Source organism: Actinoallomurus soli (assembly GCF_024055715.1).
Lineage (GTDB): Bacteria > Actinomycetota > Actinomycetes > Streptosporangiales > Streptosporangiaceae > Actinoallomurus > Actinoallomurus soli.
On sequence record NZ_JAMXMV010000004.1, the window covers coordinates 234,297 to 256,486 of the forward strand.

The following is a 22,190-nucleotide window of genomic DNA, read 5'->3' on the forward strand; positions in this document are numbered from 1 at the left end:
GCCGTCGGCGGCCCGACCGCGCCCGGGCCCGTACGTGGTGCGCCCCCGCTCCACCATGTGGCCTGGGTCGGGTCGGAGCCGTCGCCGTGCCTCTTCTCCCTCCTCTGTCCCGTGAACGATGCTCACCGGGCCGGCCGCGTCGGCCGGGCAGGCGATGTCGTTCCTGGCGGCGGGGCGGCACGGCGCCGAGGTGCCGCCCCGTCGTCGACGGTAGGGAAGGCCCGACGGGGAGACCAGTGTCACCGTGCACAGTGGAGCCGCCGCCCGGTGATGGAACGCTGCGTGGGTTCCGAACTCAGGTGTCCAGGACCTTGAGGGCGAACCACAGGTCGTAGCGCGCTGACGGGCCGTTCAGCAGCGAGCGTCCGAGGACCTCCTCCGTCCGGATCAACCGTTTGCGCACGCCGGAGGGCGAGATGCCCAGCGCGGAGGCGGTGGTGTCCAGGCGGGCGTCGTTGGCCAGCCACACGCGGAGTGTCGTCATGAACGGCTCCGTGCCCGCCCGGAGGAGAGGCGCCACTTGCAGGTCCGCCCAACGGCGCACCTCCGGATCGTCGAGCAGTTCCTCCAGGGTGGCCGGGCCGTCGGCACCGGCGGGGCCGCCGAGGACGCGTAGCGCGAGATGGAGCGTCGCCTGGGTGTCAAGGCTGCTCAGTGGCCGGCGCAGCAACCCTTCGATGTACCGCAGCCGCGCGGCCAGCGTGTTGCGGTGGATCTTCAGTTGCCGCGCGGCCCCTCCGTAGAAGTCCAGCCAGGCCCCGAGGGTGGTGGTCAGGGCGGCGGCGTCGGGATCCTGGGCGCGCTGGGGCCGGTGGCCCGTGAGCGGCTCCAGCGTCGCCGCGACCCAGGCGTATCCGCGGGGGCGCACGAGCGCCGCCAGCTCACCGCGCCGGCTGAACCGCGCGAACCTTCTCTTGCCGTTCCGGGCCACCGCCAGCGCGTGGAAGGCCTGCTCGTACCCCGTCAAGAAGTCCCGGAGTGCGACGGCGTCACTACCGCCGACTTTGACCCCGCCCGCGACGTCGACGAAATCGCACAATGCGTCTCCGAGGTCGTCCGGCTCGGCCGATGCGGGGGCCAGGACGATGACATGCCGGCTGTAGACCAGACACCGAACGATCCAGGCCCGGCCGCCCGATGCCTGCTCGCAGTGGTCGATGGTGCGGGCCCGGGCGGCGGGCGGACCCTCCACAACGAAGACCCGGAGCGGGTCGGCGAGCGCGGGGCCGAGAGTCGCGGCGACCCGGCGGGCGGCATCGAACTGGCCGACCATGAGAAGGTCGAGAACCGCCTCCCTGGCCTGCCGCTCCGCCCTGTCCACGCGCCGGTACCGAAGGTCCAGAGCATCCGCGCGCCGGCGTAGACCCACCAACTGGGCCGCGTCGCCGATCAGCACTCGTACGTCCGCGGTGAAACGGTCCCGCCGGATGACCACCAGCGTGGCGTCGTCACCATCCACGCCGACTCGCTGGATGTGGACGATGCTGCCGCCGACCTCGGCGACGGCGGCCCGTACCTCGCCGGTGACGACTCTGTCGACCTCTCCCGCCGCACGCCGCAGGATGTCCCAGGGAACTTCGGGGAAGGCATGCAGCGGCGCGCCGTACCGGTCGAGCAGCACGACCGTCCCATCAACGCGCCCCGCCAGCCACCGTAAAAGGCGCTCGAGGCCGTCGGCCGAGGCCGCCTCCCGGTGCATCTTCCGGAGGTCGTCGGCGGTGTGCTCCAGACCGTGTCCCTGCTCATCTCGGATGGCCGTCATCGTCCGCGCTCCCGGCCGCAACGGATAGCCCGACGCACAACCAGCAGCATGCGGCATCGCGTGCCGCCGGGACAAGTTGGTCCTTAGACGCATAGTGAACACGGAGGCACGGAGGCGATCGGTCTAGGACGTTCGTCACCCGGAACGTCAAGGACGTCGCGCGGACCGGGGTACGCCCGCTCGACCCGTTCGAGCCGATGGCAACCTCTTCGTAATTATCCGCTCACGATCCGCCCTCGGGGGCTAGGTTCGGCGCCTATGAAGGGGTGCAGGGCGGCGCCGCGCGTCGGGGTCGCGGTGACATGGGCCGTCGGGTGCGCGGTGCTCTGCGGGTGTCAGTCGGTGCCGTTCCGCGGCCGGCCGGGGCCCGACTCGCCGGTCCTGGCGCTGGGCGGGCCGGCGCCGTACGTCCGGCCGTCCGTCACGCCGCCGCCCTCGCCGCTCAGCCGCCCCGCCGGCTCGCCCGACCGGCGGCCCGGCGTCTACGCCGCGACGCGGGCCGGCATGCTCGGGCCCGCCGCGCGGCACCTGCCGCCACGGGTGTACGTCCCGGTCAGCGGCGGAACCGCGGTCGAGGTCGTCGACGCCCGTACGTACCGCCCGATCCGCCGCATCCCGGTCGGCCGCGTGCCACGGCAGGTCGTCCCGTCGTGGGATCTGCGGACCCTGTGGGTCACCGAGGCGGCCGGCCTCGTGCCGATCGACGCGCGCACCGGCGCACTCGGCCGTACGGTGCCGGTCCCCGATCCCGTCGACCTGTACTTCACCCTCGACGGCCGGTCCTCCCTGGTCCTGGGCGCACGGCCGGGCCGCCTGCAGATCCGCGACCCCCGGACCCTGCGGCTCCGGTCGACCGTCCGCCTGCCCTGCCCCGACCCGGCCGCGGCGGACCTGTCGGCCGACGGATCGACGATGGCGGTGGCGTGTGCCGGCGGGCGGCTCGTCCGCGTCGACCTCGAACGGCGGTCCGCCACGGCGACGGGCCCGCTCGCCTCGGACGCGCGGCTCCAGGACGTCCGCCTGTCCCCGGACGGCACGGCCTTCTTCGTCGCCGACGCCGGGCGCGGCGGCGTGTGGGTGGTCGACGCCGCGGGCCTGCGGCCGGCCGGGTTCATCCCCACCGGGCGCGGCGCGCACGGGCTGTACCCCAGCCGCGACGCCGCCACCCTCTACGTCACCGACGGCGCCGCGCGTACGGTCTCACTGATCTCCGTCGCCGACCACCGCCTCGTGAACCGGTGGCGGCTTCCGGTGGCGCCCGACATGGGCGGGGTGTCGGCGGACGGCCGGGTGCTGTGGCTGTCCGCCCGGCAGGCCGACACGGTCGTCGCCGTCTCGACGCGCACCGGGCGGATCATCCGTCGGCTGCCCGCCGGACCCGCCCCGCACGGTCTGTGCGTCTTCCCGCAGCCCGGCCGGTTCTCCCTGGGCCACACCGGCAACTACCGGTAGGCCCGCCCGCACCGGCGACCACCGCCGGCCCCGTCCCTGCACTACCGGCGACCACCGCCAGACACGCCCGCACCGGCGGCCACCGGTCGGGATGCTCGGCCGGACCGCGCAGTGCTCGGCGCCTGCGGCGATCCCGCAGGGGCTCAGCCCGCGCCCTCGGCGACGCGGTACTGGGGTACGAGCTCCTCGACCAGCGCCTCCGTCTCCGGCTGCAGCTGCGCGGCGAACGGGTCGGCGCCGACGCGCTCGCTCAGCTCGTCGACGACCTCGTACACCGCGGACCGATCGCCCGTCGCGTGGGTGGCGCGCAGCAGGTCCCGCCACAGGCCCTCGTCGTCCACCGCCAGCCGCAGGCCGGCGCGGGCCGCCGTCACCGCTCCCCGGGAGTCGCCGTCGTCCAGGCGCATCAGCACGAGCCGGTGCGCGACGTCCGCGACGCGCGCGGTCGCCTCGTACTCCAGGTCCTCGGCGGCCAGCCAGGAGTACCGGCCGCGCGGACGGCCCTCCAGCAGCGGGCCCCGTACGAGGTCCAGCGCGTAGGTGAGGTACGCCGTCTCGGAGGCCGGCTCGGCGGCGGACCGCCAGACGAGCCAGCGGAACATCTCCCAGTCGACCCGGACCTCCGACCCCAGCCGGATCCGGCCGCGCTCGTCGTAGTACAGGTTGGGGCGGCCACGGGAGTCGCGGCCGAGCCAGTCGGCGACCCGGGCGACGGTCGCGTCGCGCACCGGCGCCGAGACCCCGCGCGGCCACACCGCGCCGCTCAGGACGGTCGGGTGCACGCCCTCGGGGTGGGTGGCCAGGTGGACGAGCACCTCGGTGCACAGCGCCCGGCGGCTCTCCTCGACGACGCCCGGCGCGTCCACCTCGACAGGGCCGAGGATCCGGATGTCGACGGCGGGCCGTACCTCGCCCATCGCGGGTGCCGGCACCGGCTCCTCGTCGAGGCCGCCGTACGGGACGCCGTCCGCCCGCCCGGCCGTACGGAACAGCTCGAGGACGGCGCGGTAGTGCCGCTCGGGCACGAGCTGGGCCTCGACGTCGAAGCCGAGGACCCCGGCGCGGAGCCGGCCGTCGGGCGTGACGTCCCAGGTCCAGGTGGCGCCGGGCGTCTCGCCCGCGACGATGTACCCGGCCGCCATCCGCTGACCGGTACGGGCCAGGGCGACGAGGCGTTCGGCCTCCTCGGGCGCCGGCGGGTCGGCCATGATCAGGTAGTGCGGCATCCACGCCTCGCCGAACACGCCGCGGCAGCGACCGGTGAGGACCGAGTCGACGCCCGAGGCTGCGAGGGCCTGACGCACCTCCTCGGTGCGGCTCTCCAGCTCCGGCAGCGCCTCGCCGAGCGTGGCGACGGCCCGGATGCGGTCCGGCGCGATCAGCGAGAGCTCCTCACCGAAGCCGACGAGCGTGATTCGCATGTGGTCGGACCAGCGGTTCGTCGCCAGCTCGACCGCGACGGCCGCGAGGACGGCGCGGCGGGCCTCGTCCGGGCCCTGCAAAGAGATCAGCCCGTGCGCGGTCTCCAGGTCGATGAGGATCCGGCCGGTGTCGTTCGTGCCGATCGAGACCAGCCCCGGGTACGGCGCCAGGACGTCGGCGAGGTCCGCGGTGGCCACACCGTCGAGGGCGCCGGCGTTCAGCCGCCAGACCTGCCCGTTGTCGTACTCCTCCCAGGGCGCCGGCGGATTGCGGTCGGCGGGCGCGATCCACAGGTCGAGACTGTCGGCGCCGAGGTGCACGCCGTACACGGTGGGCAGCGTGCGCCCCTCGGCGGCGAGGGCCTTGGACATCTGCCGCAGACCGAGGTCGAGCAGGCGGGTCGCGTCGGTGTCCGCGCCGATGCGCAGCGCCTGCTCGGCGAGCGCGGCCTCCCCGTCCGGCCGGGCGATCCTGGTGCCGAACGCCCGCCGCCACAGCTGCTCGCGCCGCCGCCGCCCGAGGACGGCGAGCACTCCGGCGGCGAGCAGCGACGCCACCGCCAGCTCCTCGGGCCAGCCGAAGTCCGGCAGGTGAGCGGGCTGCCGCTCGTCGGGCCGGTGCTGTTCGGCGGGCGGCCGATGGTGCTCGGCGGGCCGATGCTGTTCGGACGGCTGCCCGGAATGCTCCGGCCGGGCCGGCGCGGAATGCTCGGCGCGCGGTGACGCGTGAGCGGGCGGCCGTGCCGGCGGAGCCGCGCCCGGCGAGGTCGCGTGCGGCGGCTGCGCGGCCGGCGGGCGGCTCGCCTCGGCACCGCCCTGGTGGGCCGTCCCCTGGTCGTTCCCCTGGCCCGCCTCGTGACCGGTCCGGTGGTCCCGCGCCTCCTGCTCGGCGGCGCGCCGGGCCGCGTCGACGGCCTGCTTCTCGGTGGTGACGCCGCTGCGGTGGTGGACGCCGCCGGGCACCTGGGAGTGCGGCACGCCGTGCTCGTGCTGCCCGTCGTGCGGACCTCGCTGGACCACCTCGACGTGCGTCGCGTCGGCCGGCATGTCGAGCACCCAGCCGGGCCGGATCAGGCTCGCCATCGTCAGCCGGGTGCCGTCCGGCTGCACCTTGCCCTTGTTCAGCGCGTAGATCTCCCGGTAACGGCGGCCGTCGCCGAGGCACTTCTCCGCGATCTCCCACAGGCTCTCGTGGTGCCGTCCCTCCGGCGGGCGGACCCGGTAGATCTTGCGTACGGCGTTCTGCTCCATGGGGGTCGGCGCGGTGTCCGGTTCCGGAGCCTGCCGGGCCACGGCCTCGGGGTGTTCGGCCGGCCGCGGCTGCTGCCGCGGCGGGTCCTTGACCTGGACGTGCGTCGCGCGCGGCGCGGTCAGGGCGGGCACCACCACCGTCGTGGCGGTGAACAGCAGCAGGGCCGCGACGACGAGCCGGTGCGCCACCGCCTGGGGACCACCGGCGAACGGCACCCGGGCGGGCACGCCGACCCCGCGGATCCCCGCGTACACCTCCACGAGCACGCAGGCGGCCAGCTGCAGCCAGGCCAGCCACACGACGATGACGAGGATGCGCATCAGCGCGGAGGTGTCCAGCCGCTGCGTCAGCGTCTCCATCGACGGGGGCCTGCTCGGGATCGGCGAGCCGAAGAAGGTGACCAGCGCGAACGGCACACCGACGAGCAGCGCGGCGATGGCGGCGAGCGCGAGCACCCCGACGGCCACGTCACCGGGCCCGCGCCCGCGGTCGATCCGCACAGGCGGCCGTCGAATGGTACTCACGCGCCCTCCACCAGCCTTCTCATCAGATCCCCTCCTGAGGGTGGGCGGTGGCCGCCGACGTCATGGTGAAGTCGTTGAAGCCGGGAATGATGCCGAGCAACTGCAGCCGGACCTTGATCTGTACGACGACGCGCGCGGTACGGCCGCCCTCGATCTGGCATCGGGCCCGCCCCGTCACCTCGGGGTAGGTGGCGACGAGGCGTTCGGCGCGGGCGCAGGCCGCGCGCGGATCGGTGATCCGCGCCTGCCCGGTCTGCCGCAGGACGTCCTGGTCGATCTCGTCGGCCGCGGCGCGGGCGCCCTGCTCGGCGATGTCCGCCGCGCGCTGGCGCGCGTGGATGGCCAGACCGCCGTCGACGACGAGCCCGGCCAGCACGATCACGAACAGGGCGAAGATCGTGGTGAACATCGCGACCGTCCCGCGGTCGCGGTCTTCGGCCACCGCCCGGTGCCACCGCGTCAATCGATCCTCCGCAGTGTGTCGAGGGGAGCGGTCGCCGTGCCCACCATCGTCCTGGAGGCGGTCAGCCCGATGAGGGACAGGCCGCCCAGGTCGATGTCGCATCGCACCGTGACGGTGACCTGGCCGCCCGGACGCCAGTCGCGGAAGTCCGGCTCCGTACGCGGTCCGCCCCGGCACCGTTTGCCGCCGCTGAGGGTCGCCTGCGCCGCCTGCTCGGCATCGGAGCGGGCGCTCACCCGGTCGCGCGCCACCGAGGCGGCCCGGGCCGCGTCACGCGCGGCGCCGTCCACCTGGCCGTGCGCCTCGACGATCCGGCCGAGCCCGACCATCAGCATCATGAACGCCACGAGCAACGGGGTGAGGATGGCCATCTCCAAGGCCATCGTGCCCCGGTCCGGGACCGCCGCCGGCGACCCCGCGTCCTCCGCCGGCGCGTGCTCCACCACCGGCCCCTGCGCGTCCCGCGGCGTCTTCGCCGCCGGTTCCGGTGTGTCCCGTGGCCTCTTCGCCGCCGGTTCCGGCGCGTTCCTCGGGGGCTCGGCCGCCGCGGGTCTGGTCACGGCCGGGCCTCGCAGGTCGTGCCGGCGCCGACGTCGGGCCGGTAGCACTCGATCGGCCCGCCGGATCGCTGGCTGACGTGGAAGGTCATGAAGGGCACGACCCGCACCGCCGTGCCGGTCACCGTCACCCACCGGGAGTTCTGGTCGCCGCCGGCCTGCGGTGTCACGCCGGTCAGCAGCGCCGGGCCGATCTGCTGGACGTACTCGCGCGCCTTCGTCTCCGCCTCTCCCTTCCAGTCGGCGGCTCCGCTCTCGCGCGCGACGCGGGCACCGGATTGCGCGGCCGCGAGCGCGACGTGCCGGGCGTGGTAGACCATCGCGAACTGGACCACCAGCAGAATGACGAGCAGGAGGATCGGCGTCAGCAACGCGAGTTCGAGGGTGTTCGCGCCGTCGTCCGCCGTGGCGCCCTCCCGCACGGTGCGGTAGCGCACCTCAGCCCCCGGGACCGTTGTCGACGTTGATCTTGTTGGCGGCGGACTTGACCCGGCGGAAGATCACCCAGCCAACGGTGATCGCGATGAGCGCGAGGATCCCGGTGATGATCGCCCACTCGATCGCGGACGCACCGCGTGACCTCTCGGAGTCCTCGCGAAGCCGCTCGATGCGCGCCTCGACGTGGGACCGCACATAGACGACGACCGGGTCGTTCATCGGATTCAACCACTGCATGGAACACCTCGGGGGATTCGGAGGACGGTTCTTCGTCGTCATGTGGCGATGACCCGCATCACCGCCGGATAGGCGAGGAAGATCAAGAACCCTGCGCACAGCAGCAGCTGGGCGACGAGCATGGACTGGGACTGCTCACCTGCCTTTCCCTCGATGTCCGCGAGCTCGCGGCTGCGCATGCTGGCCGCGCGGGCGGACAGCGACTGCCGCACCTTCGCCCCGTCGTCGGCGACCAGGGCGAGCGCCGCGGACAGGTCGCGGAGCTCGTCGACGCTGATCTCCTCGCCGAGCCGTCCGAGCGCCTGCCACGGCGTGATGCCGGTGATGCGCGCGTTGGACAGGGCGTCGCGGATGCGGCGCATGGCCCAGCCGTCACCGACGTTCGCGGCGGTCATGAGGGCCTCGGGCACGCCTCGCCCGCCCGCGAGGTTCATCGCGACGAGGTCGAGGAACGCGCTGACGGCGTGCCGGAAGTCGCGCCGCCGCGCCGCCGCCTCCTGGCGCAGCTGCAGGTCCGGCAGCAGGAAGAAGATGAGCGCGAAGATCAGGCCGACCCAGACCGGGACGGAGACCCCGACGCCGAGCCCCAGGACGGCGAAGTAGCCGGCGAGGATGGGGATGAACACGATCGCCGCCGCCGACAGCAGGAACTTCGTCGCGAGGAACCCCTCGAACGACCGGTCCAGCAGGGCCAGGTCCGCGCGGGCCGAGCGCTGCTGCCATCCCCGCGCCTCGTAGAAGGCGGCCAGGGAGCGGCCGACCCGGGCGCGCAGCCCGGGGAACCGGCCCGAGTCGCCGGAGGGCCGGCCACGCTCCGGCCCGGTCTCGCCGCGCCGGCGGGCCGCGTCGAAGGCCGCGAGGCGCGCCGCCAGGCCCGGCCGGGGCGGGAACAGCGCCCGGAACAGGAGGTACCCGCCCAGGCCGAAGAGCGCCCCGGCCAGCAGTGCGGTCGTCATCGCGCTCCTTCCCGGCCGAGGAGGCCCCGGACCGGCCGTACGGCCCTCGTCGCGTGATGCTCGTGCTCAAGGAGGCCCCCGGCCCGCGGTGCGGTCGTCATCGGGTGCCTCCCTTGACCGTGGGGTTGGGGCCGGTGCCCGTACGGCCCTGCCAGCGCGCGACCGTCTCCGGGACCTCGGAGGGCACACCGGGCCGGTCGGTGTCGGCGCCGCCGAGGAAGCGCTGCGGCATCTCGTACTTGGCGAGGCGGCGCAGCCAGATGAACCCGAGGGCGAACAGCCCGACGACCACGCCGAGGACGAGCTGGCCGGTGAACGTGTCGTACATCTTCACGTAGGACCGGTTGAAGACGGCGAGCACCATGGCCGTGCCGACCGAGACGCCGACGACGATCTGGACGCTGCGGCGCGTGGTGCGGCGGTTCGCCTCGACGCGGCGCCGCATGTCGAGCTCGGCGCGGGCGGAGGTGGACAGCGCGCCGAGCATGTCGCGCAGGCCGGGGCCGCGCAGCCGCGCGTTCAGGATGAGCGCTGCGACGACGAGGTCGGCGGACGGGTCGTTCAGGTCGTCGCCGAACCTGCGGAGCGCGTCGGCGAGCGGCACGCGGGTGTGCAGGCGGTCGACCAGGGTCCGTACGTGCGGTTCCAGCACCGGGGTGACGGCGCGCAGCGAGGAGGGGATGGCCTGTTCGAGGCCGACCGCGCCGGCGATCGTGTCGCGCAGCGACTCGGTCCACGCGGCGAGGGCCTCCAGCCGGGCCATCGCGCGGCGCTCGTCGGCCGCGCCGCCGCCGACGGTGTTCCAGGCGAGGACGAGCAGGCCGCTGCCGAGTGCGGCGACCGGCCACCGCGTGACGATCAGCACGGCGACGCCGACGATGACGGCCAGCGCCGTGCGCGTGCTCAGCGTGCGGATGATCTCCTCGCGGCTGCGCCCGGACGGCCTGCCCGGCCGGGGACGTACGCCGCGGATCGCGAGGACGAGCAGGAACACGCCACCACCGACCATCGCGCCCGCGAGGATGGCGGGCAGCGCGGTGACGTCGGTGAGGCCGGCGCTCACCAGGAGACCCCGTGGGCCGGGTCGTAGCCGAAGGGCACGAGCTCCTGGACGCAGGCGATCGGCGCGGCGGGCACGGCGGAGCCGTCCGGGCCGGGCTCGAAGATCTCGCTGGACAGCACCCGCCCGTCGCAGCCGGTCACCTCGCGGATGCTGGAGACGAAGCGCCGCAGCCGCCCGCCCTGGGCGTAGTCGTTGCGCTTCTCGATGAAGATGACGAAGTCGATCGCACCTGCGATGAGCATGTGCGTCGCCTCGATCGGCAGGCGTTCGTCGGACTGCAGGGCGTACGTCGCGATGCGGTTGAACACCTCCCAGGAGGAGTTCGCGTGGATCGTGGACAGGGAACCGTCGTTGCCCTGCGTCATCGCGTTGAGCATCGTGACGATCTCGTCGCCGAGGACCTCGCCGACGATGACGCGGGAGGGGTTCATGCGCAGCGACCGGCGGACGAGCTCGGCCATCGTGATCGTGCCCTGGCCCTCGGAGTTCGGCAGCCGCTCCTCCAGCGCGACGACGTTCGGGTGCAGCTCGGGGAACTGGTCGAGCCCGAGTTCGAGGGCGCGCTCGACGGTGATGAGGCGCTCGGCGGCGGGGATCTCGTTGGCGATGGCCCGCAGCAGGGTCGTCTTCCCGGCGTTGGTCGCCCCGGCGATCATGATGTTCTTGCGCGCGGCGACGGCGGCCCGCAGGAACAGGCCGACCTCGGTGCTGAGGGTGCCGTTGCCGACGAGGTCGGACAGGAACACCTTGCCCAGCCGGGCCCGCCGGATCGACAGCGCGGGCCGTACGGTGACGTCCATGACGGCGGACAGCCGGGATCCGTCGGGCAGCCGCAGGTCGAGCTGCGGGTTGGCGGAGTCGAACGGCCGGCTCGACAGGCCGCTGTAGGCCGCGAGGATCTGGATGAGCTCGACGAGCTCCTCGTCGGACTCGGCGACCGGCTCGCCCATGACCTCCCGGCCGTCGGCGTACCCGATGAAGACCCGGTCGCAGCCGTTGACGTCGATGTTCTCGATCTCGGGGTCCTCGAGCAGGGGCTGGAGCCGCCCGACGCCGAACAGGGCGGCGTGCACGCCGGCCGCGAGCTGCTCCTCCTCTTCGGCGTTCGGCGGGCGCCGGCCCGCCGCGATCTCCGCGCGGGCGTACTCCTCGAGGACCTGCCCGATCAGGGCGCGGGCGAACTGCCGCTCGTCCTCCGAGCTCATCGGCGCGATGCCGTTCGCGGCGTCGAGCCGGCGCTGGTCGGCGAGCCGTCCGCCGACCTCCTGCCGGAGTCGCTTAACGAGACTGTGATCCACTAGCCGCTCCCTGCGCCTCGCGGCCCTCCGGGCCGCCCGCGGCCCGCGCGGCGAGATCGCCCGCGATCTGCCGGGCCGAACGAATCAGCAGTGATCTGTCAAGCCTCCCGCCCCAACGTCCCCTCAGCATTTCAGCACCCTTGGGATCCAGCGCGAAACCCCCCAGAACACTCGCGGGCAATTCGGCATTGGAAATGATGCGGCCGACCTCGGTGATGGAGGTGCGGTATTCGCGGGGATCCGCCACCACGACGACAGCGATCGGCGGGGCGGCGTGACCGCCGAGTTCGGCGGCGAGCGAGTTAATGCGTTCGCGCAGGTGAGCGACGTGTTCGAGGGTGGCGCGGGTGAACAGGACGATCGTGGACGCCTCCCGCAGCAGGTCGGTCACGGCCGATCCGGCGCCCAGCCGCCCGCAGTCCGCGACCACGTCGACGGGCGTCTGGATCGCGGGAGCACCCGCTCCGTTGACCGGCGGACCGCCCTGAATCGGGAACCCTCCGCTCGGCGTCGTGCCGTTCCCCGCGTGCCCGGCGCCCGGTGTGGGGCCGGTCCCGGGATACCCGCCGTTCGGCGTCGTGCCGTTCGTCACGCCGTTCGCCGCGTGCGCGGCGCCGTCGGCGTACGGGGCCGGGACGCCGAGGCTCGCGAACGCGCGGCCGAGCGGGCCCCACAGCCAGGTGAGCCCCTGGGCCTGTTCGGCGTTGGCGAGGCCGACGAGCACGTCCAGGCCGCCGACGAGCCGCTGCGTGTGCTCCCAGACCTGGTCCGCGCGCAGCCCGCGCCGCGCGGTGGCGGCGAGGCTGAGCATGCCGCGCGCGGGGTTGAGCATGCCGCCGTCGTCGGCGGGCAGCCGGTAGACCAGGTCGCCGCCCGCCTGGTCGCACTCGGCCAGCAGCACCGGGCGCGGCCACACCGCCGCGATGGCGACGGCGGCGGTGGTGACGCCCGGCGCTCCCTTGTCGGCCGCGAGGACGATGAGCCCCATCAGGGCCTGCCCGTCGGGCCACCGGACGCCCCTGAGGCCGGCCGGCGGGTCGTACGGTCGGGGGCCGGCTGCCGGGCCGTCGCCGACTGCTGCGGCGTCGGGGGGACGGCGCTCGGGACGGTGACGGCGTGCGCCCGTTTGCCGGACGCCTGCTCGCCGGGCGCGAGGACGGCCACCGCGACCGCGCCCGCCGACGCGGCCTGGGTGACGAGCGGGGCCTCGTCCGTGGGCACCGTCACCGACACCTGGACCTGGTCGCTCTGGATGTCGTTCTGACCGGGCCCGGCGACGTCGTACACCATCGCGACCGGAGCGAGCACCGCCCCGGCCTGGATGCCGGTCTGCCCCTCCACCGCGACGGCGTACACCGCGACGCGGTCGCCCGGGCGCAGGCCGCCCGCCGGAAGCTGACCGGGCTTGAGCGCGAGCCCGACGACGACGGTGCCCTTGGCCGCCGAGGCGGCCGTGCTGATCATCCCGTTGGTCAGGAGCGATCCGCTCACGAGGGTGACGGTCGCGTACGTCTGCGTGACCTTCGCGCGGTCCCGCCACGGAATGTAGTCCAGGCCGCCGGCCGCCGAGACCTGGACCTCCTCCAGCGCGGACGCCGGGATGCGCTGCCCCGCGGCGACCGGCTTGGCCACCCGGATGACCGGGACCCGCTGCCCGCTGACCATCACCAGATAGGCGCTGACCAGCGCACCTCCGACGATGAGCAGAACGGCCAGCGCCGCCATCGCCGGCTTGCGCTCCCGGGGCGGCACGGGAATCCGGTGGCCGGCCGCCACCGCGAGCGACGGCCGCCCTGGGGTGTCGGCGACGCTCTTGCGATCACTGCTCGTCGTCACTGGATACTCCGCCAATTCGGGGGATTGCGGACTGTCGGCGTTGACGGGACGCGGCGAACCATCGTTCCGTCCTTACCGCTCCGCGTCAATGCGGCATCGACAGATTGTTTCGTCCCGGATGTCGCCGGCCAGTTAAGTGATCAAGACTGCACTCGGGCGGAGCCGCTGGAGAGACCCCGGAACCCTCTCTATCCTGGTCCGGCAGACGGCGAATCCGGAGGGGTAATGCGAATCTCGCTCACGGTGATGACCGATCAGGGTCCCCGTGACGTCGTGGTCAACGGTGATTCCGATATGACGGTAGAAACCGTTGCGAGATCACTAATTACGGCGCTCAACACCGAGCCGGTCAAAGAGGCCCTCGCGGAAGTCGTACACCTACCAAGCGCACGCTGGGTGGCCGAATCCGCGCCGCCCCTGTGGGCGGGCGGCCGCATGCTCGATCCGGCCGTCCCCGCGGCACGGGTCCTGCGCGACGGCGCCCTCGTGGCCCTCGACCCCGCCGGCGCCGTCGCGACGGTCCTGGCCGAGCCCACCGGAAGCGCCGAGATCCGTGTCGCCGGCGGTCCCGCCGCGGGCGCGGTGCACCGCGTCGGCATCGGCGAGACCACCGTCGGCAGCGGCCCCGACGTGGACGTGCGCCTCGGCGACCCGTCCGTTCCCGCGCACGCCCTGACCGTCACGGTCGAGTCCCACCGCGTCACCGTCTCCGTCACGGTCGCCGCCGCCGGCGACGCCCTCCTCGACGGAGCCCCGCTCGACGGCACCGCCCAGTGGACGCCCGGCGGGATGCTGACCGTCGGGTCCTCCGTGCTGACCTACGTCCCGGCCTCCGCGCCGGACGCCCACCTCGCACCTCTGGAGGACGGCGGGCTCGCCTACAACCGGCCGCCCCGCCTGCTGCCGCCCGAGCGGCCCTCCAGGCTGGAGGTCCCGCAGGAGCCGCCGAAGACGCAGCGCGAGCGGCTCCGGCTGGTCGGCTCGCTGCTGTTCGCCGCGGCCGGCGTCGTCATGGCCGTCGTCACCGGCCAGTGGTACTGGGCGCTGATGGCCCTCGCCTACCCCGTCATCCAGGTCGGCGAGTGGATCGCCGACCGGATGTACGGCCGCACGTCCTACAAGAAGGCGATCAAGGACTACCGGCGCGCCAAGGAGGAGTTCGACGCCGCGCTGGAGCACCTGCGCCACGCCGACGAACAGGACCGCCGCGCGCTCGCGCCGGACGCCGCCGAGGTGCTCCTGACCGCCACCGGCCCGCGCCGGCGGCTCTGGGAACGCCGCCGCTCCGACGCCGACACCCTGTACCTCCGCGTCGGCCTCGCCGACCTCCCCGCGGACATCGAGCTCGTCCCCGGCCGCGGCGGCGACACCGACCCCGTCATGCCCGAGCCGCCCGTCGCGCACGCCGTCCCCGTCTCGCTGCCCCTCGCCGACCTCGGCGTCATCGGGCTCGCCGGCCCTCGCGACCGCTCCCGCGCGCTCGCCCGCTGGCTCGTCGCCCAGGCCGCCGCCCTGCACAGCCCCCGCGACCTGGCCATCGTCGTGCTCTCGGCCGACCCCGACGGCGGTGAGCACTGGAACTGGGTCCGCTGGCTGCCCCACACCGCCCCCCGTGAGGGCGAGGAGTGCGTCGCGCTGATCGGCGCGGACCCCGACTCCGTCGCCCACCGCATCACCGAGCTGGCGATCCGCATCACCGAACGCCGCCGCGCCGCCGACCGGTCCGCCGGCGGCCTCTTCGGCGGCGCCGCCCAGGGCTCCGGCCCGTACAACATCCTCCTCGTCATGGACGGCGCGCGACGCCTGCGCCGGATGCCGGGCATGCCACAGGTCCTGTCCGCCGGCCCGTCGTACGGGCTGCACGCGATCTGCATCGACGACGACGAACGCCTCCTCCCGGAGGAGTGCACCGCCGTCGCCGTGTGGGACTGGGACCGGCCCGCGCACGTACGGCTGCGCGGCCACGGCCTCGACTCCCTCGGCCCGATCCTCGCCGACCAGGTCTCCACGGGCTGGTGCGACCGCATGGCCCGCGCCCTCGCCCCCGTACGGGACGTCTCCCGCGACGACGCCGAGGCGGCCGTCCCGCGCGAGGCCCGGCTCCTCGACGTCCTCGGCATGCCGAACCCCACCGCCGCCCACGTCCAGGCGATCTGGGCCGCAGGCGGCCGTACGACCGCCGTCCCGATCGGACTGTCGGCCGACGGCGTGTTCACCGTCGACCTGCGCGTCGACGGGCCGCACGGCCTCATCGCCGGCACGACGGGCGCCGGCAAGTCCGAGCTCCTGCAGACCCTCATCGCGTCGCTCGCCGTGGCGAACCGGCCCGACGAGCTGACGTTCGTCCTCATCGACTACAAGGGCGGCGCGGCGTTCGCGGACTGCGCGTCGCTCCCGCACGTCGCCGGAGTGGTCACCGACCTCGACGGCCACCTCACCGAACGCGCCCTCGAATCCCTCGGCGCCGAGCTGCGCCGCCGCGAGGAGATCCTCCTGCACGCCGGGGCCAAGGACATCGAGGACTACTGCGAGCTCCACGACGACGGCGACCCGCGCGCCTCCATCCGGATGCCGCGCCTCGTCCTCGTCATCGACGAGTTCGCCACGCTCGCCGCCGAGCTCCCCGGCTTCGTCGACGGTCTCGTCGACGTCGGCCGCCGCGGCCGCTCCCTCGGTGTCCACCTCCTCCTCGCCACCCAGCGCCCCGCCGGCGTCGTCACCGCCGACATCCGCGCCAACACCAACCTGCGGATCGCGCTGCGCGTCACCGCCCCCGAGGAGTCCACCGACATCATCGACGACCCGTCGGCCGCCCGCATCTCCAAGGCCACGCCCGGACGCTGCTACGTACGGTCCGGCGCCGCCGCGCCGCACGCCGTCCAGTCGGCCCGCATCGGCGGCCGCCGCCCCGGCGCCCTCACCGCCACGCCCGCCGAGGTCCTCCCCCTCCCCTGGCAGGGCCTCGGCCGCCCCCTCCCAGTCGTCGCCCCGGCCGACGACGAGACGGCCACGATCACCGACCTGAAGGCACTCGTCGCCGCGATCCGCGACGCCGCCGACCGCGCCGGCCTCGACGACCAGCCGCCCCCGTGGCTGGAGCCGCTCCCGGCCCGCGTCACCCTCGACGACCTGCCCGCCGTGTTCACCGACCACGACGACGTGGCCCCGCTCGCGTTCGGTCTGACCGACCTGCCGTCCGCCCAGACCCGCTCCGTCCTCGCCCTCGACCTCGTCCAGGGCGGCCACCTGTACGTCGCGGGCTCGGCGCGCTCCGGCCGCACCACGGTCCTGCGCACCCTCGTCGGCTCCCTCGCCGCCACCTGCGCCCCCGCCGACGCCCACCTCTACGCCATCGACTGCGGCGGGAACGCCCTCCTCCCCCTCGTCTCCCTCCCGCACTGCGGCGCCGTCGTCACCCGCGACCAGACCGAACGCCTCGAACGCCTCCTCACCCGCCTCCACGCCGAGGTCGGCCGCCGCCAGCAGATCCTCGCGGCCACCGGCTTCTCCTCCCTCGCCGAACAGCGGACCGCCGCCGCGCCCACCGAACGCCTGCCCTGGATGCTGCTCCTGCTCGACCGCTGGGAGGGCTACGTCGCCGCGTTCGAGGACTACGACTACGGCCGCCTCGTCGACTCCCTCCTGCGCCTCCTGCGCGAGGGCGCCGCCGTCGGCCTGCGCGCCGTCTTCACCGGCGACCGCTCCGGCCTCACCGGCCAGGTCTCCACGGTCTTCGACGGCCGCCTGATCCTGCGCATGGCCGACCCGAACGACTACGCCTACGCGGGCCTCGACGAACGCCGCGTCCCGTCCGACATGCCGCCGGGCCGGGTCCTGGAGCCGGTCGGCCCGGACGGCCCGCCGCGCGAGTCCCAGATCGCCCTCCTCACCGAGGTCGCCGCCGGCACCGCCCAGGTCGCCGCGTTGCAGCGGCTGGCGCGGGAGGCCGAGCGCGCGTACGACCGGCCGGGGCGCGCCCAGCGGCCGCTGCACGTCGACGAGCTGCCGGTGCACGTGACGTACGCCGAGGCCCTGGCCCTCGACCCCGACTTCGCCGCGCCGTCTCCGTTGTGGGCGCTCGTCGGCGCGGGCGGTGACGAGCTCGGCCCGATCGGCGTCGACCTCCTCGCGGACGGCCCCGGCTTCACCGTCGCGGGCCCACCGCGCTCCGGCCGCTCGACGGTCCTCATGACGATGGTGAGGTCGCTGCTCGACCCGCGGATCGGCGAGGGCGCCGTGCCGGTGGTCCTCGTCTGCCCGCGCCGCTCCCCGCTCCGGGACCTGCGCGGGGAGCCGGGCGTGCTCGCCATCCTGGAGGGCCCGGACGACGCGTACCGGTTCGAGGAGATCGTGGAGGGCCACAGCCGGTACGTCGTGGTGGTCGACGACGCCGAGCTGCTCGACGGCGGTTCGTTCGACGACGTGCTGGTCCGCGCGCTGCGCGCGGCCCGCGACGCGGACCAGGCCGTCGTCATCGCCGGCACGACCCAGGACCTGGCGCGCGGTTACAGCGGTTTCATCTCCGAGACGCGCCGCTCCCGCACCGGTGTCCTCCTCGCCGTCGCCTCTCCGGACGACGGCGACGTCTTCAACCTCCGCCTCCCCCGCCAGATCGCCCTGGAGGGCCCCACCGGCCGCGGCCTCTACGTCCACCTCGGCCAGCCCACGCCGACTCAGGCCGCCATAAGCCTGAATCGGCTATGAGGGGTTCGATGAGTTCCGGCGAAGCATCCACGGCCTACCTGCAGGAGTCCTGGCTTGATCTTCCACCCCGGGTGTGGATGGGGCGCCCCCGGTTGATTGATCACGGATGAAGCCCGCCGGCATTCACCGTTCGGCACCGCACATTCAGGAGTCCTCTGCGAGCCTCTGCAGGATCGTCTGCCTGGCCTCGGTCAGCGGTGCGAGCAGGAAGCCGTCGTGGTCGGACGTACCGTGACGGTGATCGACCGGGCCGGGCCACGAGGTTCTGGCACGGTCGCGGATGTGCTGTTCGACACCGTCGATCAGGTGCAACATCTCGTTGAGCACGGCCGGGTCGGTGCGCAGGTAGGTGTCGCCAGTCGCGAGATAGATCGGCGAGGTGTGCGCCATGATCGGCCGTTCCCAGACGTCCCGGTGCCGGGCGATGTCGTCGCCGGGGCCGTAGCACCGGGCGGCGACCCAGGAGGACTCGTCGACCGGGAGGTCGAATTCGAGCGAACCGGTCAGGGACGGCGAGGCCCAGCGCCGCGACTTGACGACCGAGCCATTGACCACGATCTCCAGACGGTCGACCGGGAAGATCGAGTGGTACTCCGCGACGCCGTGCACCGTCCCGCCGCGGATGTTGGTGAGTACGGAACCAGGGGTGGCATCACCGACGGACAGGCGCAGATGCGGGCCGCTGGTGACGACGGTGTCGCCCGAACGGACCGCCGCGCACCAATCCCAGTAGTCCATGGTCCGCGGGTCGGGGACCCGGGCGTAGGTACGGACGAGACCGATCGGCACCTCGCTGCTCATCTTGTCGGTGCCACCGACGAGGGTCAGGCGGTATCCGGCGTTGAGATAGCGGTAGTACTGGGCGATGTTGTAGTCGTCGTAAGCGATCATCTCCACGCCATCGAGACGGCCGGTGGCGATCAGGGCGGCCGCCTCGCCGTTGGGGACGGGGAAGTGCGCGAGGAGGACCGTCCCGCCCTGGGCGCGGCACTCGTCGGCCCAGTGGGCCAAAGTGGTCTCCAGACCGCCGCCGAGGTCGGACTCCTCGGCGCCGCCGGTGCACCAGGGCCGGATCGGCGTGCGCAGGCCCAGCAGGTTGATGTGGCCCAGCATCGCGGTCCGGTTCTCCTGGCCGGTGAAGACGTGGGTCGTCCCGTCCACGGAGGTGTGCGGCTGCCCGGTGAAGTCCTCGACGTTGGTGTGCAGGTGGCCCCACTGGCTCAGCAGGAGGTTCGTTACCCGTACTCCCTCGCCGCGCGCCTCCAGTTCGGCGCCGTGTGTGGAGACGAAGTGGACGTGGGTGTCTCCGGCCGCGTATCCGTCCGCCTCCGGGTCGTAGAAGGGCTTGAGCCGCAGTTCGAGCGTTCGCTGTCCGGGCCGGATCGTCAGTTCCTCGCGCAGCGGAACGTAGTCGAAGCCGTGCACCGCCTCGACGACGACCTGCCCGTGGGGGAGCCAGCCCTCGAACTCGCCGTCGACGTAGGCGTAGGTCCGCTGGCCCAGGCGGACGTCGCCGCCGATGTCGAGGTTCCAGGTGTTGCCGTCGGAGTTGATGTGCGCGTGATGCCCGTAGGGCGCGAGCGGGACGCCCTCGGGGGTGTGGAAGTGCAGGCGGCAGGTGAGGAGCTCGCCGGTGACGTCGTCCACGATCGTGCCCTTGATCCAGGCTCGTCCGTGCCCGGGAAGGTACCACTCGGTGCCGTCCGCGGTGACGATTCGGCCCTGATCGAGGATGTCGCCCCAGGTGAAGGCGGCCGTCACGGTGCCGGCAACGTCGAGCGACACGGTCGCCGAGGGCGTCGCGGCGACCCTGACGTAGCCGCTTCGCTCGTTGGTCGCACCTCCCCAGCCCGGTGGGCTCGACAGGCTGTCGGCGTCCACCGTGCGGTAGGCGTAGGTGGCGGTGCCGCGGTCGACGACCACCGCCACGTCCTCGTCCACCGAACCGTCGGCGAGCGAGAAGATCAGCTCGCGGGAGACGGTCCGGCCGAACGGGTCCTCGGACAGCCGGCTCAGCGTTATGGCGCCGACCAGCACGGCCGGGCCGGCGGAGGTGATCTCGATGGCGGCCACCCGGCGCTCCGGGTGGGGGTTGCGCCATGGCCAGAGGTAGAACCGGTAAGGCAGAACGTAGGGGGAGCGCGCCTGCGGGTCGTCGATATCGACGAACCGGGCCCCTGCCGCGTCGTACCGGCCGCACGTGCGGTGCATCAGCTGGTGCTGCGCGTCGGGCAGGGCGAGGAAGGGGGTCTGCCCCCAGTCAAGCGGGATCGGGCGGCCCTGCCACAGCCGCGGGGTTGGGCCGATCTCGAACCGCTGCCGCACGGGGACGCTCTCCGCGCCTCCGTCGGCGTACCGGAGTGTGTAGTGGGCGGCCGTCTCGCCGACCGGGGCGCCCTCGAACAGGCTCGGCTCTTCGAGGGCGTGGGCGAAGAGGATCCACTGACAGTTCTCGTCGACGGGGATTACCGTCGTGGCATCGCCAGTGGCCCGCACCAGGGACGGCCCGTCGATGTCGTCGCCGAAGCGGAACGGCAGCCCGTACAGCTTCCGCTCCCCGGTGAACGAGGCGTCCACGTCGTCGAGCAGAGTCATTGGCGCGTTCCAGGACGTCGCGAGGTCCAGGGCCCGGTAGCCGCGCTCCCACATCATGCCCTCGCCGCCGGAACCGCGTCGGTGGCCTCGTCCAAGGTCGTCTTCGCAAGGACGGCGTACCGTCGCGGGGCCCGCGAGCGCAGCGACAGCGCGGACGCTATGCCCGACACGAAGACGAACACGCACAGTCCGAGCAGCACCGCGTTGACCGCCGTGCCCGCGCCGGTGAGCAGGGAGACGTTGGCGACCGCCAGGACGAGGATCACGCAGAGGGCGAGGAAGCTGAGGCCCGGGGCGATCAACGTGCGCCACGGGCCCGCTTCGGGATGGTTCCGCCGCAGGTAGGAGATCACGGCGAGGCAGCACAGCGCCCACAGCACGATGATGCCGAGGAAGCCGATCGCGCTGCCCCACAGCAGCAGTTCGAGGTACGGATCGAGGCCGGACACAGCCCACACCACGATGACGGCGGCTGCCAGCAGCGTCTGCGCGCCGCCCGCCATGTGGGGTGCGCGCGTGCGCGGGTGCGTGCGCCCGAACGCGCTCGGCATGAGCCCCTCGCGGCCCAGCGCGAACAGGTACCGGTTCGCCGCGTTGTGCAGCGCCAGCAACGCCGCGAAGGCGCTCGTGAGCAGCAGGAGCTGCATGACGGCGGAGACCGGGCTCGGTGTGTACTGGTCGAACACGGCGATGACCAGTCCGGCGGTGTTCTTCGCTGCCGCCGCCGCGATGCCGTCCGCACCGATCGCCTGCACGATCGTCCAGGTGATGAGGGCGTAGAAGACGGCGATGAACCCCACGGCGATGTAGGTCGCGCGCCGCACCGTGCGGATTCCGCCACGCGCCTCCTCACTGAAGATCGCGGTGGACTCGAACCCCATGAAGGCGCCGAACACCAGCGTGAACATTGCCGCGTTGGACGGCTTGAACACTGTGCCCGGAGAGAACGAAGTGAAGGACGTCCCGCCCGCGCCGCCCTTGGCGAGCACGCACACGGCCATCACCACGAGCACCGCGATCTCGAGGACGAGCAGGATCCCGAGGATCCGGGCGCTGGTGTGGATGCCGCGATAGCCGAGCCACGCCACAAGCGCGACTGCACCCAGCGCGAAGACCCACCAGGGGAGCGACATGCCGGTGTACTTCTTGAAGGTGTCCGTGGCGTAGAGCCCGAGCGCCCCGTAGGTGCTGATCTGCAGGGTGTTGTAGGCGAGCAGGGCCAGGGTCGCCGCCCCGGAACCGACCGGCCGACCCAGTCCGCGGGTGATCGTGGCGTAGAAGGCCCCGGCGTTGCGGACGTATCGGCTCATCGTCATGAAACCGACCGCGAACAGCGCCATGACAACGCCCGCTACCAGATAGGCACCCGGAACGGCGGCGCCGCCCTTCAGGAAGTGCAGCGGCGCCACGGCGACGATCAGGGTCAGCGGTGCCAGCGCCGCCAGGACCGTGAAGACGAGATCCTTCGTCCCCATCGCGTTCGCTGCCAGGCCGTCGCCGCCTGGTCGTTCGCTGCCTGGTCGTGTTGACATCGTCATCCGCCTCCGGGAGTCCGCGGGAGATCGCTGCGCCAACGGTAGGGAGCCGTCGTGGGCGAAAGAAGTGGACGTTCGGCCCCATCTGGACGCGTGT

At 73.3% G+C, this 22,190-nt stretch carries 15 protein-coding genes; 2 read left to right on the plus strand and 13 right to left on the minus strand.

What is annotated here, in order from left to right:
• Positions 1-295: 295 nt before the first annotated feature.
• Positions 296-1,762: a PucR family transcriptional regulator gene (locus NDW01_RS12955; RefSeq protein ID WP_252820220.1), complete on the minus strand. Its 1,467-nt coding sequence runs from the start codon at positions 1,760-1,762 to the stop codon at positions 296-298.
• A 258-nt stretch (positions 1,763-2,020) separates the two neighbouring features.
• On the opposite strand from NDW01_RS12955, the gene NDW01_RS12960 reads away from it, so the two are divergent.
• Positions 2,021-3,214 (plus strand): YncE family protein, encoded by a 1,194-nt coding sequence (locus NDW01_RS12960; RefSeq protein WP_252820222.1) that lies wholly within the window; start codon positions 2,021-2,023, stop codon positions 3,212-3,214.
• A 143-nt stretch (positions 3,215-3,357) separates the two neighbouring features.
• On the opposite strand, the gene NDW01_RS12965 is transcribed toward NDW01_RS12960, so the two are convergent.
• The 10 genes from NDW01_RS12965 to NDW01_RS13010 form a co-directional block, all read right to left on the minus strand.
• On the minus strand, positions 3,358-6,411 hold the full coding sequence (locus tag NDW01_RS12965; RefSeq protein WP_252820224.1) for a bacterial transcriptional activator domain-containing protein: 3,054 nt from the start codon (positions 6,409-6,411) through the stop codon (positions 3,358-3,360).
• Between the two features lie 22 nt (positions 6,412-6,433).
• Positions 6,434-6,874 (minus strand): TadE/TadG family type IV pilus assembly protein, encoded by a 441-nt coding sequence (locus NDW01_RS12970; RefSeq protein WP_252820226.1) that lies wholly within the window; start codon positions 6,872-6,874, stop codon positions 6,434-6,436.
• Positions 6,871-7,434, minus strand: a complete 564-nt coding sequence (locus NDW01_RS12975; RefSeq protein WP_252820228.1) for a TadE family protein — start codon at positions 7,432-7,434, stop codon at positions 6,871-6,873. The genes NDW01_RS12970 and NDW01_RS12975 overlap by 4 nt, the downstream gene beginning before the upstream one ends.
• Complete coding sequence (locus NDW01_RS12980) at positions 7,431-7,868, minus strand: TadE/TadG family type IV pilus assembly protein (RefSeq protein ID WP_252820229.1); 438 nt, start codon at positions 7,866-7,868, stop codon at positions 7,431-7,433. The genes NDW01_RS12975 and NDW01_RS12980 overlap by 4 nt, the downstream gene beginning before the upstream one ends.
• Position 7,869: 1 nt before the next feature.
• On the minus strand, positions 7,870-8,106 hold the full coding sequence (locus NDW01_RS12985) for a Flp family type IVb pilin (RefSeq protein WP_252785871.1): 237 nt from the start codon (positions 8,104-8,106) through the stop codon (positions 7,870-7,872).
• A gap of 38 nt (positions 8,107-8,144) precedes the next feature.
• On the minus strand, positions 8,145-9,062 hold the full coding sequence (locus tag NDW01_RS12990; protein ID WP_252820231.1) for a type II secretion system F family protein: 918 nt from the start codon (positions 9,060-9,062) through the stop codon (positions 8,145-8,147).
• Positions 9,063-9,159: 97 nt separating this feature from the next.
• Entirely contained in the window at positions 9,160-10,125 is a 966-nt protein-coding gene (locus NDW01_RS12995) for a type II secretion system F family protein (RefSeq protein ID WP_252820233.1), read from the minus strand.
• A complete protein-coding gene (locus NDW01_RS13000; protein WP_252785868.1) occupies positions 10,122-11,423 on the minus strand; it encodes a CpaF family protein in 1,302 nt (433 codons plus the stop codon). Before NDW01_RS13000 ends, NDW01_RS12995 begins: the two co-directional genes overlap by 4 nt.
• Positions 11,404-12,411, minus strand: a complete 1,008-nt coding sequence (locus tag NDW01_RS13005) for a hypothetical protein (RefSeq protein WP_252820236.1) — start codon at positions 12,409-12,411, stop codon at positions 11,404-11,406. The genes NDW01_RS13000 and NDW01_RS13005 overlap by 20 nt, the downstream gene beginning before the upstream one ends.
• A complete protein-coding gene (locus NDW01_RS13010) occupies positions 12,411-13,259 on the minus strand; it encodes a CpaB family protein (RefSeq protein WP_252820238.1) in 849 nt (282 codons plus the stop codon). Before NDW01_RS13010 ends, NDW01_RS13005 begins: the two co-directional genes overlap by 1 nt.
• Before the next feature lie 396 nt (positions 13,260-13,655).
• On the opposite strand from NDW01_RS13010, the gene NDW01_RS13015 reads away from it, so the two are divergent.
• Complete coding sequence (locus NDW01_RS13015; protein WP_308211688.1) at positions 13,656-17,963, plus strand: FtsK/SpoIIIE domain-containing protein; 4,308 nt, start codon at positions 13,656-13,658, stop codon at positions 17,961-17,963.
• A gap of 144 nt (positions 17,964-18,107) precedes the next feature.
• Here NDW01_RS13015 and NDW01_RS13020 read toward each other — a convergent pair whose 3' ends face one another.
• Both NDW01_RS13020 and NDW01_RS13025 read right to left on the minus strand, forming a co-directional pair.
• Entirely contained in the window at positions 18,108-20,615 is a 2,508-nt protein-coding gene (locus NDW01_RS13020; protein ID WP_252820243.1) for a CehA/McbA family metallohydrolase, read from the minus strand.
• On the minus strand, positions 20,612-22,090 hold the full coding sequence (locus NDW01_RS13025; RefSeq protein ID WP_252820245.1) for an APC family permease: 1,479 nt from the start codon (positions 22,088-22,090) through the stop codon (positions 20,612-20,614). Before NDW01_RS13025 ends, NDW01_RS13020 begins: the two co-directional genes overlap by 4 nt.
• Positions 22,091-22,190: the final 100 nt, after the last annotated feature.